The organism is Mesorhizobium sp. C372A, assembly GCF_030323245.1.
Taxonomy (GTDB): domain Bacteria; phylum Pseudomonadota; class Alphaproteobacteria; order Rhizobiales; family Rhizobiaceae; genus Mesorhizobium.
Map to the genome: position 1 here is coordinate 2,592,028 of NZ_CP100475.1, position 12,756 is coordinate 2,604,783.

The window sequence follows — 12,756 nt, forward strand, 5'->3', positions numbered from 1 at the left end:
GTCGCGCGATAGCATCGCTATTGACGGCGTTGGCCGCCGGCCATGCTGGCTTCTATGCCGTCCAGCCGGTCGAGCAGATCCCGGAAACGGGCGGGAATGTCGGCCTCGGTGCGGAAGGCCGGCAAGGTGCGCAAGAAGCGCGTCGTCGCCTCGGTGCCGAACTGGCGCCTGATGTCGGCGGCGAGCTCTTCGCTTCTGTTGCCAGTATTGCGGTCCATTGTCTCAAATCCTGTGTCGGTTTCAAAACTCCTCCAAGCTTTGAATGGTTCCCCATAGCGGGGTATTGGCAAGCAAAGGCTGCCGTTACGGTAAAGTTTGAATTAATTTTGAACGTCTTTGCGTCCCGCACCAAGTCCGACGGGCAGCCCGCAACATTGCCTGCTGTTGGGCGTCCTCCTGGGCTTGCCCCTTGATTTTTGGCCGCCAAACCTCGATATCGGGCGCAAATCCAAACCATTCGAATGACGGGAAATGGCGATGAGCGACCAGACAAAAGACGAACGCGCGCCCGAGGATATCGAAACGGCCGAGGCCGAGCGCACGCAAGGCGGCATCGACGGCGACTATGAAGCGCTGGTGCGGCTGCTGAAGGAAAACGAGGAGCTGAAGGACCGCGCGCTGCGGGTCGCGGCCGAGATGGAGAATCTGCGCCGCCGCACCGCCCGCGACGTGCATGATGCGCGCGCCTATGCGGTGGCCAATTTCGCCCGCGACATGCTGTCGGTATCGGACAATCTGCGCCGCGCACTCGATGCTATCCCCGCCGAGGCGAAAGCGGCCGGAGATGCCGGCTTCAAGGCGCTGATCGACGGCGTCGAGATCACCGAGCGCGCCATGCTGTCGACGCTGGAACGGCATGGGGTGAAGAAGCTCGAACCGGAAGGTGAGAAGTTCGACCCGAATTTCCACCAGGCGATGTTCGAAGTGCCCAATCCCGATGTGCCGGCCAACACCGTCGTCCAGGTCGTGCAGCCGGGCTATTCGATCGGCGAGCGCGTGCTGCGGCCGGCCATGGTCGGGGTCGCCAAGGGCGGCCCCAAGATCGCGGCCACCGAAGCGCCGGTCGAGCCGGGGCCGGTGAACGAGCAGGCCGAGAAGGATGCGTGAGTAGGAATAGGCAGTAGGGGATAGGGAATAGGGAATAGGGAATAGGGAATAGGGAATAGGGAATAGGGAATAGGCAGGCGTATCAATCGCGCGGCTTCGTGTTATTCATTCTTTCCCTAATTCCCAATCCCTACTACCTCATGTCCCTGACACCCATCGACCTCCTCGACTATGCTGGCGTCGCCGTCTTTGCCGCGACCGGGGCGTTGGCGGCTTCGCGCAAGCAGCTCGACATCATCGGCTTCCTGTTTCTGGCCAGCGTCACCGGCATTGGCGGCGGCACGCTTCGCGACGTCATCCTCAACCTGCCCGTCTTTTGGGTCGCCAACTCCGGCTATGTGCTGGTTTGCGCGGCGGTTGCGGTGCTGGTCTTCTTCATCGCCCACCGCGTCGAATCCCGCTGGAAATGGCTGCTCTGGCTCGACGCCATCGGATTGGCGGCCTTTTCCGTAATGGGCGCGGCCAAGGGGCTGGCCATCACCGGCTCGCCGGTCGTCTCCGTTGTTATGGGCGTGTTGACCGCCACATTTGGCGGCATCCTGCGCGATCTGCTGGCCGGCGAGCCATCGGTGCTGCTCAGGCCCGAAATCTACGTCACCGCCGCACTCGCGGGCGCCGGCCTCTACACACTTGGCGATCTTGCCGGCCTGCCGCCGCTCGCCTCGGATATCGCCGGCTTCGTCGCGGCTTTCCTGGTGCGCGGCGGCGCGCTGAAATTCGGCTGGACCTTTCCGTCCTACAAGAGCCGCCCGGGACGGCGACCGGAGGATATTCCGTAGGGAGAGGGATTAGGGAATAGGGAATAGGGAATAGTCGGTAGTCAGCAATTCGCGGCAGCCTTCACTACTGCCTACTGCCTACTGCCTACTGCCTCACGCCGCAAAGCGCTGCGCTTCCCCGCCATAATAGTTGACGTAGCGGGCGCCGATTTCCTTGACCGGCATCACCACGAACACATCGACGGTGGAGAACTCACGGTCGATGACGCAGCCGTCGCCGATGCGGGCGCCGACGCGCAGATAGCCCTTGACCAACGGCGGCATGGCCGCAATCGCCGCCTTGGCGTTGACCGCCTCGATCGGCATAAGGTCCATCGAGCAATAGCGCCCGGAGACCGCCCGCACATCCCAGGCGGAGTTGGTCCGGCAGTGATGGGCAAGGTAGGTGAGCGCCTCGGCATGCGCAGCCGGCACCGTGCCAGGGAACGAGGCACAACCGGTCATCACGCCGATCTCATAGTGGTTGATGTAGGCCCAGATGCCTTGCCACAGCGCCTCGATGGTGCGCTTCGAGCGGTATTCCGGCAGCACGCAGGAGCGGCCGAGCTCAAGGAAGCGCTGGCCAGGATGGCGGGCGATCAGCTTGGTCAGTTCGAACTCGCCTTCGGAATAGAAGCCGCCGGCGGTCGCGGCAATCTCTTGCCGCAGCAGGCGGTAAGTGCCGACGATGCGGCGATGCTCGGGGCCGGAGATCGAAGTGTCCAGCACGAGGAGATGGTCGCACAGCGGGTCGAAGCGGTCGGCGTCGCGCCGGTCCTGCGCCTGGAACAGGTCCTTCCTGGCGCCAAGCTCGTCATAAAACACCCGGTAGCGCACTTCCTGGGCGGCGGCGATTTCGGCCTCATTGCGGGCAAGCCGCACTTCGAGATTGCCGATACGGCCCAGCGGTGCGCCTGTTGCGACGGCATCGGCGTTCCGCGCGGCGAGCAAAGCGCCGCCTGCGCTGGGCCGAGTGTCACATTCCGGCATAACTGTATGCACGAGTGATTCTCCTTCGAGCCATCCCTCTTGGCACGGGGATACGGTGTAGGTGCAACAGGATTGTGACAGTACCGTGATACGGCGCGACGGGCAATACTTCGTCGGCTGGCGAAAACCCTCATTCGGCTACCTACGTGACGCGAGGATTGCGCCAGCGTCGCCTTGAAGCGCGTCGCGCTGGGGACGATTCACGCGACGCGCTTCAAGTCTTTGTTTTGTGCATGTCGTCTTCTCAAAACCGGGGCCACTTTTGAGCGACATGAATTCAGGCGGCCACCTGGCCCTCGACGGCATGGACCAGCGCGTCGGGATCGAGCGGCTTGGTGACAAAGCCGCTGGCGCCATGGGCGAGCACGGTGTGGCGGGTCTTTTCCTGGCTGTCGGCCGAAAGCACCATGATCGGAACCGGCGGCACAGCCATTTCCTCCTCGTGGCGGCGGATGGCGGCGATCGCGTCCAGCCCGTCCATGACCGGCATGTGCAAATCCATCAGCACCACATCGAAGCGATTTTTCAGCCCGGCTTCGGTCACCGCCTCGACCGCGGCCTTGCCATTGCCGACCACTTTCACGCGATGTCCCGCCTTCAAAAGCGTGGCGCGGGCAAGCATGGCGTTGATGTCGTTGTCTTCGGCGATCAGCACCGACAAACCTTGCTGGCGCCCGCCATGGGCACGAAGCGAGGACGCGCCGGTCTTTTCCGGCTTGGGCGGCGGCAAGGCAGGGGCATGACTGGTCAGCAGCACGCGCAGCAGGGTTTCGCCGCGGACCGGCCTCGCCAAGAAGGTGGCGTAGCCGCTGGTGCGGAATTCGCCAAGCATGCCGCGGTCGGTCGGCGCGATCAGCGTGATCGCCTCGCAATCGGCAAAGCCACTCTGGCGCAGGCGCTTGAGCAGTCTGCCGTCGCCGTCCTCCAGGGCCGCGTCGATCAATAGCACATCGCAATGTTCGGCGAAGGGCGTCGCCTGGGAAGCGGTTGCGGCGACGTCGACGGCGCCGCCATGGGCGCGGATGGTGCGGGCGATGGCGTCCGCCTCGACGGCGTTCTTCGACACGATCACGGCGCGCCGGCCGGCCAGGATGTTCTGCCGGTTCTGCGGTGCTTCGGTTGCTCCTGCGGCCGGGATCTCGAAGACGAATTCCGATCCCTCGCCAAGCCGGCTCGACACCGAAATGGCACCGCCCATGGCGGTCACCAGCCGCCTTGAGATAGCAAGACCGAGGCCGGCGCCGCCATGGGTGCGGGTCGAGGTGCCGTCGGACTGTTCGAATTCCTCGAAGATGCGCTCCATGTCGTCTTCGCGCAGGCCAGGGCCGGTGTCGGCGACGGTGAAGCAGATGCGGTCGCTGGTCTCGGTGCGGGCCCGTGCAACCGAAACCAGCACGCCGCCGGTGTCGGTGAACTTGATCGCATTGCCGATCAGGTTGAGCAGCACCTGCCTGACTCTTCCCGGATCGGCCATGATCATCTGTGGCACGTCGGGCTTGACATGACAGCCGAGGCCGATGTTCTTGGCGAAGGCTTTGGCCGCCATCAGTTCGATGATGTTGTCGGCGATTTCGCGCAGCGATGTCGGCTGCGGCTCCGGGTCGAAACGGCCGGCCTCTATCTTGGAATAGTCGAGCAAATCCTCGATGAGCGCCAAAAGGGCGCTGGCCGAGGTCGAGACAGCGCCGACATAGGTGCGCTGCTCGGGCGACAGATTGGTGTCAGCCAGAAGCTTGGCCATGCCCATGATGCCGTTCATCGGCGTGCGGATCTCATGGCTGACGGTGGCGAGGAAGCGCGACTTGGCCTGGCTGGCATATTCGGCGCGCTCACGCGCGGTGATCAACGAGGATTCGGCGCGCTTGCGGGCGGTGATGTCACGGGCAATCGCCCGGTGCGAGACGGCGCCGCTATCCTTGTCGCGCACCGACAGTTCGATCCACGAGAACCAGCGCGGTCCGTTCGGCGTGCGGATGGAGACGTCGGTGGAACTCAGGCATTCGTGATCCGAAAAGGCGGCGTCGGGAACGATACCGACATCGATGCCGAGGTCGGCCAGAGTCCTGCCGGCAAGGTCGCGCTGATCGGTTCCGACGAGGCCGGCGAAAACCATGTTGGCATAGACGATGTGGCCGTCGCGGTCGCGGTGGACGACGAGATCGCCGAGCGCATCGATCAGCCCGCGAAAACGCTCCTCGCTCTCCTGCATCTCCCACATGCGGTCGGCCAGCGTCTCGATCTCGGCGCGGCTGCGGGCCGCGGTTTCGTCGAGCAAGGCCGCCGCGCGACGTACGGTGCGCCGGCTGCGCAGGTGCATGGCGACGCCGGCAACGCCTGTCGCCAGCAGACCGAACGTGATGAAGATCGGCGCGCCGGTGAGGTGAGACAGGCCCGCCAGCACGACGCTGGCGACGACCGTCAGGAACGGCAGGCCCTCGGGCGTGGCGCGCGGCAAATCCGGCGCAAGAGGCGGCGGCGCAACACGCTGCCGCTTCGCCGTCGCCGGGCTCGGCCCGTCGACACTTTCGGCACGGCTCTTCTCTTTCCTGGCGGACTCCGCGATCATTCGGAACTCCTTGCCAGATAGAGATTATGGAAAAGCGCGGCGGATCGTTCGAATTTTAGCGGTCATGCATTTTTGGCGGTTTTCCGCATCGCCTGATCTTTTCCGAAACCTGATTCCCTTCGGGATCATGCTTCGGGAGCCTCACATATCGACAACCACGCGGCCCCTGATCTTGCCCTCGACGATGTCATGGGCGGCGGTGATGATGCCGTCGAAGCCGATGGTCGTCGACAGGCCGGCGAGCTTCTTGAGATCAAGATCGCTGCCGATGCGGCGCCAGGCTTCCAGCCGCACAGCCTTTGGCGCCATCACTGAATCGATGCCGAGCAGCGAGACGCCGCGCAGGATGAACGGGGCGACGCTCGACGGCAGATCCATGCCACCCGCCAGGCCGCAGGCGGCGACCGCGCCGCCATAGGCAGTCATCGACAGCACATTGGCCAGCGTGTGGCTGCCGACGGCATCGATGCCGCCGGCCCAGCGCTCCTTGGCCAGCGGCTTGGCCGGCTGGGAGAGTTCCTCACGCGAAATCACTTCGGCGGCACCGAGGTCGATCAGATAGGGGCTCTCGGCGTTGCGGCCGGTCGAGGCGATGACGTGATAGCCAAGGCTGGACAGGATCGAGACCGCGACCGACCCAACGCCGCCGGCCGCACCCGTCACCACCACCGGGCCGCGATCCGGCAGGATGCCGTGCCGCTCCAGCGCCATGACGCACAGCATGGCCGTATAGCCGGCGGTGCCGACCGCCATCGCATCGTGCGCGCTGATGCCGTCGGGCAACGGCACCAGCCAGTCGCCGTTGACGCGCGCGCGCCCGGCATAGGCGCCGAAATGCGTCTCGCCGACGCCCCAGCCATTGAGGATGACCTTGTCGCCCTTGCGCCAGTCGGCATGCGATGAGGAGAGGACGGTTCCGGCGAAATCGATGCCCGGCACCAGCGGCCAGCGGCGGATCACTGGCGCTTTCCCAGTGATGGCCAGCCCGTCCTTGTAGTTGACCGTCGTCGCCTCGACGGCGACGGTGACGTCGCCTTCCATCAGATCGGCTTCGCCGAAATCGACGACCTCCACCGACTGTTTCTTTTCGGCGTCGCGCGAAACGAGGATGGCTTTGAAGGTTTCAGGCATCTCTTCTCCTCGGCTTCGCAAAGGCTGGCGGTCGGCATTGGCTGGCTCTGGCCGAACTGTGCGGCGACCGTCCGGCGAGGTCAATTGGTCAAAAGAGTCGGGCCGTCAAGCTTCTGGGCCTTGCGGCTTGGCCTCGCGCCGCCAGCCTATGAACTCGTCGAAGACGACCAGCGCCGCGCCGACCGAAATGAAGGCATCGGCGAGGTTGAAGACGGCGAAGGACCATACCGGCGTGTGGAACAATATATAGTCGATGACGTGGCCGTAGACGGCGCGGTCGATCAGATTGCCGATCGCGCCACCGATGATCAGGGCAAAGCCGATGCGGGCCAGCACATGGCCGGATGGCGTACGCGTTGCCAGATAAAGCACGAAGGCGACGACGACGACCGCGATGACGACCAGGCCGGTGTCGCCGAAAGACGAGAACATCGAAAAGGCGATGCCGGTATTGTAGGTGCGAAACAGCGCCAGGAACGGCATCAGGTCGAGCTTTTCCTGAAAGGCGAGGCCGGTCTCGATCAGATGCTTTATCCACTGGTCGAGCGCGATTGCCACCACCACCAGCAGCGCATAGGGAGACCATGATTTCACGATGTGGCGTCCTCGGGGGCAAGTTTCAGCGCGCCGCGCCGGATCTCGAACAGCATGATTCCGGTGGCGACCGCCAAATTGAGTGAATCGGCGCGGCCGGCCTGCGGAATCCGCAGCAGCCGGTCGCAGCTTTCGGACAGATTGTCGGGCAGGCCCTGCTGCTCATTGCCCATCATCAAGAGCACCGGTCCTCGGGAGAAATCGACCGAGCGGTAGTCGACCGCGCCCTTCAGATGGGTGCCGACGACCAGGCCCGAGAAGCTGTTTCGCCAAGCCAGAAATGCTTCCGGCGTCGCTTTGGTCACCGGCACGGCGAAGATCGAGCCCATGGTGGCGCGCACGGTCTCGACAGAAAAAGGATCGGTAGTCTCGCCTACCAGGATGACGCCCTTGGCGCCGACGGCATCGACGGTGCGGATGACGGTGCCGAGATTGCCGGGATCGCGCACCCGGTCGAGCGCCACCCAGACGTCGCCGTCGTGAGCGCGGATGTCTCTTAGCGGCAGCAGTTTTTGCCGGAAGACGCCGACAACCATTTGCGGATTGTCACGGCGGGTGATGGCGACCAGCACTTTTTCGGACACTTCGAGCACGGTGCCGCCGGCGGCAACCGTGCGCGCCGCCACCTTTTCGACCGCCGCATTGCCGCGTCCGGCCTTGGCGAAAACCAGCGTCCTGATCGACCAGCCGAGGTCGAGGGCGTCGATGACCAGCTTCAGCCCTTCGGCCATGAAGGCGTTCTGCTGGTCGCGGAATTTCTTCTGGGCGAGCGCCTTGATGTCCTTGATCAGCGGATTGGCAAGGCTGGTGACTTCCTTGACCTGCCCGGGCGCGCCGGCGTGCCGCTCATTCATTCGGGACTCCCGGGCATTCAGGTCTCCGGGGCATTCAGGCCACCCAGCGCGAAAACAGCGATGTCGACAGCGCCCGCCCGGCGGACTGCTCGCGGATGATCAGTTCGCCTGATTCAACCGTGCCGCCCATGCCGGCAAAGGTGTCGCGCATCAAGGCATGGATGGCGAAGAAGGAGGCGCGGATGGAATAGGCGGTCAGCACTATGGCGACCGGTTTCGGCGTCAGGATCGCGCGGCAAAGGTCGGTCAGGCCGGGCAGGTCCTCGAACAACTGCCAGACCTCGCCCTTGGGTCCGCGGCCATAGGCAGGCGGGTCGAACAGGATGATGTCGTAGCGGCTGCCGCGGCGCTCTTCGCGCTCGGCGAATTTCACTGCATCGTCGACGATCCAGCGGATCGGCTTGCTGCCGAGACCGGCCATTTCCTGGTTTTCGCGCGCCCAGCCGACCGCCTTCTTGGAGGCATCGACATGGGTGACCTCGGCGCCGGCGCGGGCGGCCACCAGAGACGCGAGCCCGGTATAGCCGAACAGGTTCAGCACCTTGATCGGGCGCTTGGCCGCCGCGATCAGGCTGGCCATATGGTCCCAGTGCGAAGCCTGCTCGGGGAAGACGCCGACATGGCGAAACGAGGTGAAGCGGCCGAGATAGTCGATGCCGTCATGCTTCATCGGCCAGGTCTCGCCCAGCGGTACCTTCGGGAACCGCCAGCGGCCGATGCCTTCCTCGTCGGTGTCGCCGGTGAAGATGGCGTCGGCTCGGTCCCAGTCCCTGGCGGGCAAGGCCTTTTGCCAGATCGCCTGTCCCTCGGGCCGCACGATGCGGTAGGGGCCGTATTGTTCGAGCTTCTCGCCGGCACCGCTGTCGAGCAGTGCATAATCCGGATTGGGCGCCACTTCGAGGATCACCGGCAGGCGCTCAGTGGGCAGGATGCCTTCGCGACGCGCCAGGATACGGGGGGCGGGCTTCGGATCAGACCGGTCGTCCGGTTTTGTTTCGTGGCGTTGCTGTCTGGCTTCGGGTCGGATTGGTACGGTCTCCGGCTGCGGCCGCGCATGTTCGGTCCTGCCTTTTGCGGGCGGACGGTTGTCGCGGCGTTTGTCGCGAAAAGACTTCAAGCAGGAGCGTCTCCGGAGGCGGCAGGCCGCTTTTGGCATAGGGTCACCGGCTGCGCAAACAAAATGGTCCAGCGTGCGAATGTCTGAGGTGGTGGACCTCGCTGAGGAAACAGGCAAATCTCGAATCATGTCCCGTTCCGAACGCCTGCTCGACCTGATCCAGATCCTGCGCCGGCATCGCCGGCCGGTGAGCGGTCGCACGCTTGCCGGCGAGATGGACGTTTCGATCCGAACGCTCTACCGCGACATTGCCACGCTGCAGGGGCAAGGCGCGCCGATCGAGGGCGAGGCTGGGCTGGGCTATGTGCTGAAACCCGGCTTCATGCTGCCGCCACTGATGTTCATCGACGAGGAGATCGAGGCCATCGTTCTGGGATCGCGTTGGGTTGCCAGACAACCGGACAAGCGGCTGTCGGCCGCCGCCACCGACGCGCTGGCCAAGATCGCCGCTGTGCTGCCGGATGATCTGCGCGAGGACCTCGATGCGACCGCGCTTTTGGTCGGGCCGCACGGCGATGCTGTCGAAAGCATCGACCTTGGCCTGGTGCGCCAGGGGATCCGCAACGAGAGAAAACTCGGCTTTCTTTACCGCGATGCCGGCGGCGCCGCCTCCGAGCGCTTGATCTGGCCATTCGCGCTCGGCTTTTTCGACAAGGTGCGGGTGGTGGTGGCCTGGTGCGAGACGCGGCAGGATTTCAGACATTTTCGCGCCGACCGGATGTCGGGGCTCAACACCACGGATATCCGCTATCCACGTCGTCGGCAGGCGCTGCTGAAGGAATGGCGCGCGACGCTGGACGCACCGAAGCGCCAGCCCGGCGCTTAATGCTCCTTTCTACGCCCTCGCAAGCCGCTGCTGCCAGAATCTGACAGTGGGGTCACCTATGCTCCTCCAATCGAAACCCTGGAGAGCAGACATGAACACCCCCAATTTCGTCATCCTTTATGTCGACAGCCCGGAGCGGAGCGGCGCCTTCTACGGTGCGCTGCTGGGACGCCAGCCGGTGGAGACGTCGCCGACCTTCGTGCTGTTCGTGCTCGACAATGGCTTCAAGCTCGGCCTGTGGTCGCGCCACACGGTGGAGCCGGCGGCCGCAGCCGCGGGCGGCGGTGCGGAGCTCGTCGTCGCGTTGGACCGGCCTGATGCGGTGGACGCCGCTTACACGGACTGGGCAGGACGCGGCTTGACCATTCTGCAGACGCCGACCGACATGGACTTCGGCCGCACCTTCGTTGCGCTCGATCCCGACGAGCACCGGCTGCGCGTCTACTGGCTGAACGACGGAGAACAGGCCAATGGGGAACAGGCCAATGGAGAACAGAAATGAGTGCCCACTGGATCGCGGTCGCTTCCGCCGAACATGTCCGGCGCGGCCGCGAGGCCGGCTTCATGCAGGTCAACCACGGCAAGGCGGCACCTTTGCGCCGCATCAAGCCCGGCGACGGCATCATCTACTACTCGCCGACCACAATTCTGCGCGAGAAGGACGGCCTGCAGGCTTTCACGGCAATCGGCACCGTGCGCGAAGGCGAGCCTTACCAGGGCGACATGGGCGGTGGCTTCACGCCGTTCCGCAGGGATGTCGAATGGGCCAAGGCCGAGGAGGCGCCGATCAAGCCGCTGCTCGAGCAGCTCGACTTCACCGCGGGCAAATCGAACTGGGGTTATCAACTGCGCTTTGGCCTGTTCGAAATTACGGCGCATGATTTCGCGCTGATCGCCGAGGCGATGGGCGCTGCCATGAAGGCAGGCTGAAGCATCCAGCCGCCGGATCGGCAAGGCACCGTGACAAGGCTGCTGACACCAAGTTGTCAGCAGCCTTGTGCGACAAGCGATTGTCTTCAGATAGCGTCGCGCTTGCCCCAGGAGAATAAGATGGACTTCGTCTCGATCCGCATCATTACCGATCAGATCAAGCCCTTGGTGGCATTCTACGACACGATCACCGGGCTTACCGCAACCTGGTTCACAGACGATTTCGCCGAACTGGCAACGCCGTCCTGCACACTGGCGATCGGCAGCACCCGCACGCTGGCCCTGTTCGGAACTGATGTGGCGCAGCCGGCCGCCAATCGCTCAGCGATCATCGAGTTTCGCGTCGCCGATGTTGATGCTGAGTACAGCAGGCTGGCGAAAATTATCGGCGATTTCGTACAGACGCCGACGACGATGCCATGGGGTAACCGGTCGCTGCTGCTGCGCGATCCCGATGGCAATCTGGTGAACTTCTTCACCCCGGTCAGCGCGGAAGCGATCAGGAAGTTCGATCGCAGAACCGGCGCAGACGCTACTGCTTGAGCGCGTTGTAGACGGCAATGCCGGCGGCAAGGTCCTCAAGCGCGGCGCCGACCGACTTGAACAGCGTGACCTCAGTGGGGCTCTGCCGGCCCTGTTTTTCCCCGCGCGCCAGCTCATGCAAATCGGCGACGATGGCTTCCGGCTTCAGCACGCCGGAGGCGAGCGGCTGGACGATGTCGCCGGCTTCCTTGGTGGCGCCGGCGCGGGTGTCGACATAGACGCGGGCGCGCGCGATCGCGTCGTCGTCGCTCTCGCGCATGGTCGGCGTGAAGCCGCCGACCAGATCGACATGCGCGCCCGGCTTGAGCAGCGCACCCTTGACCAGCGGCGTCGTCGTGATCGTCGCCGATGAGACGATGTCGGCCTCGGCGAGTTCGGCGTCCAGATCGCTTGCGGCCTCGGCGTTGAAACCGTCCGCGCGCAAATCAGCCGCGACCTTTTCGGCATTGGCGGGCGTGCGGTTCCAGATGCGGATGGTCTTGATCGGCCGCACCGCGGAGTGCGCCTTGGCGAGGAACGGCGACAGCGCGCCGGCGCCGACCACCAGAAGCCGCGATGCGTCCTCGCAGGCGAGATAGGAGGCCGCCACCGCCGAGGCGCAAGCGGTGCGCCACTGTGTCAGCCGTTGGCCGTCGATCAGCGCTTCGGGCTCGCCGGTGGCGCCGTTGAGCAGGAGGTAGAGCCCCATTACCGCCGGTTTGCCGATGGCGTTGTTGTCGGGCGATACGGTGACGATCTTGACGCCGATATGACCCCCGACCGACGTGCCGGCCGCATGGAAGTCGGTCCACGCCGGCATCAAAAGCAGCGTGGATGTGGCACCGTCGGGCCGCTCGACCCCGTGATGATGGCGGACGGGTTGCACAGCACCCTCGCGGAAGGCCGCGCGCAATGTCTCGACCAGCCCGGGAAAGGTCAGCGCCTGGTCGACAGCGTCGGCCGAAATGGTCAGCATGCAAAACTCCGCGAAGATAAAAGCGCCGGCTTCAGGCCGTTGGCTTCGGCAGCGCCGGCCCGGCGGCCGGGCCCTGCTGCACGGCTGGTATACGGCTGACCGCCTGACGCAGATTCTCGGCCTCGACCCCGCGCTGGCGTGCCAGCTTGCGGTAGCGGCCCTGCTTGACCCATGTCGCCAGGCTGCCGACGACCATGCCGATGGCGAGCGCCACGAACAGGAAGATGAACAGCGGCAAGGTCAGCGTCAGTTTCGGATTGCCGGGGTTGAACGGGTCGAGCGTGAAGGCGACCAGCTCGCGGTTGGCGACGGCCAGCGCAATCAGGATGACGGCGAGCGGCACGAAGACCACGATAAGTATGAAGCGGTTCAACATAGAAATTCC

15 protein-coding genes are annotated in these 12,756 nt (G+C 64.6%); 6 read left to right on the top strand and 9 right to left on the bottom strand.

What is annotated here, in order from left to right:
* Positions 1-17: 17 nt before the first annotated feature.
* Positions 18-218, bottom strand: coding sequence for a hypothetical protein (locus NLY42_RS12270; protein ID WP_023669766.1), 201 nt, complete (start codon positions 216-218; stop codon positions 18-20).
* A gap of 259 nt (positions 219-477) precedes the next feature.
* On the opposite strand from NLY42_RS12270, the gene grpE reads away from it, so the two are divergent.
* Together grpE and NLY42_RS12280 are read left to right on the top strand one after the other, a co-directional pair.
* Positions 478-1,107: a nucleotide exchange factor GrpE gene (gene grpE, locus NLY42_RS12275; protein ID WP_023691975.1), complete on the top strand. Its 630-nt coding sequence runs from the start codon at positions 478-480 to the stop codon at positions 1,105-1,107.
* A 146-nt stretch (positions 1,108-1,253) separates the two neighbouring features.
* A complete protein-coding gene (locus NLY42_RS12280) occupies positions 1,254-1,886 on the top strand; it encodes a trimeric intracellular cation channel family protein (RefSeq protein WP_023683056.1) in 633 nt (210 codons plus the stop codon).
* 93 nt (positions 1,887-1,979) lie between these two features.
* Here the strand turns inward: NLY42_RS12280 and olsB are convergent, their stop codons facing one another.
* From olsB to NLY42_RS12310, 6 genes are all read right to left on the bottom strand, one after another.
* Positions 1,980-2,855, bottom strand: a complete 876-nt coding sequence (olsB, locus tag NLY42_RS12285) for a l-ornithine N(alpha)-acyltransferase (RefSeq protein WP_023683057.1) — start codon at positions 2,853-2,855, stop codon at positions 1,980-1,982.
* 277 nt (positions 2,856-3,132) lie between these two features.
* The gene (locus NLY42_RS12290) at positions 3,133-5,421 is read right to left on the bottom strand and encodes a response regulator (protein ID WP_023754258.1); all 2,289 of its coding nucleotides are present in this window, start codon (positions 5,419-5,421) and stop codon (positions 3,133-3,135) included.
* A gap of 141 nt (positions 5,422-5,562) precedes the next feature.
* Positions 5,563-6,552, bottom strand: coding sequence for an acrylyl-CoA reductase (NADPH) (gene acuI, locus NLY42_RS12295; protein WP_023754259.1), 990 nt, complete (start codon positions 6,550-6,552; stop codon positions 5,563-5,565).
* Between the two features lie 105 nt (positions 6,553-6,657).
* The gene (gene lspA / locus NLY42_RS12300) at positions 6,658-7,146 is read right to left on the bottom strand and encodes a signal peptidase II (protein WP_023754260.1); all 489 of its coding nucleotides are present in this window, start codon (positions 7,144-7,146) and stop codon (positions 6,658-6,660) included.
* Entirely contained in the window at positions 7,143-8,000 is an 858-nt protein-coding gene (locus NLY42_RS12305; protein WP_023754261.1) for a TrmH family RNA methyltransferase, read from the bottom strand. Before NLY42_RS12305 ends, lspA begins: the two co-directional genes overlap by 4 nt.
* 34 nt (positions 8,001-8,034) lie before the next feature.
* Positions 8,035-9,117, bottom strand: a complete 1,083-nt coding sequence (locus NLY42_RS12310) for an RsmD family RNA methyltransferase (RefSeq protein WP_023754262.1) — start codon at positions 9,115-9,117, stop codon at positions 8,035-8,037.
* Between the two features lie 127 nt (positions 9,118-9,244).
* On the opposite strand from NLY42_RS12310, the gene NLY42_RS12315 reads away from it, so the two are divergent.
* The 4 genes from NLY42_RS12315 (at position 9,245) to NLY42_RS12330 (ending at position 11,416) form a co-directional block, all read left to right on the top strand.
* On the top strand, positions 9,245-9,943 hold the full coding sequence (locus tag NLY42_RS12315; protein ID WP_023754263.1) for a helix-turn-helix transcriptional regulator: 699 nt from the start codon (positions 9,245-9,247) through the stop codon (positions 9,941-9,943).
* Positions 9,944-10,034: 91 nt separating this feature from the next.
* Positions 10,035-10,445 (top strand): VOC family protein, encoded by a 411-nt coding sequence (locus NLY42_RS12320; protein WP_023754264.1) that lies wholly within the window; start codon positions 10,035-10,037, stop codon positions 10,443-10,445.
* Positions 10,442-10,873 carry an EVE domain-containing protein gene (locus NLY42_RS12325; protein WP_023714121.1) on the top strand — a complete coding sequence of 144 codons (432 nt, stop codon included), beginning with the start codon at positions 10,442-10,444 and terminating at the stop codon, positions 10,871-10,873. The genes NLY42_RS12320 and NLY42_RS12325 overlap by 4 nt, the downstream gene beginning before the upstream one ends.
* Before the next feature lie 120 nt (positions 10,874-10,993).
* Positions 10,994-11,416 (top strand): VOC family protein, encoded by a 423-nt coding sequence (locus NLY42_RS12330; RefSeq protein WP_023714120.1) that lies wholly within the window; start codon positions 10,994-10,996, stop codon positions 11,414-11,416.
* On the opposite strand, the gene lhpI is transcribed toward NLY42_RS12330, so the two are convergent.
* The gene (gene lhpI, locus NLY42_RS12335; RefSeq protein ID WP_023714119.1) at positions 11,406-12,371 is read right to left on the bottom strand and encodes a bifunctional Delta(1)-pyrroline-2-carboxylate/Delta(1)-piperideine-2-carboxylate reductase; all 966 of its coding nucleotides are present in this window, start codon (positions 12,369-12,371) and stop codon (positions 11,406-11,408) included. The genes NLY42_RS12330 and lhpI overlap by 11 nt on opposite strands.
* Before the next feature lie 31 nt (positions 12,372-12,402).
* Positions 12,403-12,747 (bottom strand): lipopolysaccharide assembly protein LapA domain-containing protein, encoded by a 345-nt coding sequence (locus NLY42_RS12340; RefSeq protein ID WP_023714118.1) that lies wholly within the window; start codon positions 12,745-12,747, stop codon positions 12,403-12,405.
* Positions 12,748-12,756 lie beyond the last annotated feature (9 nt).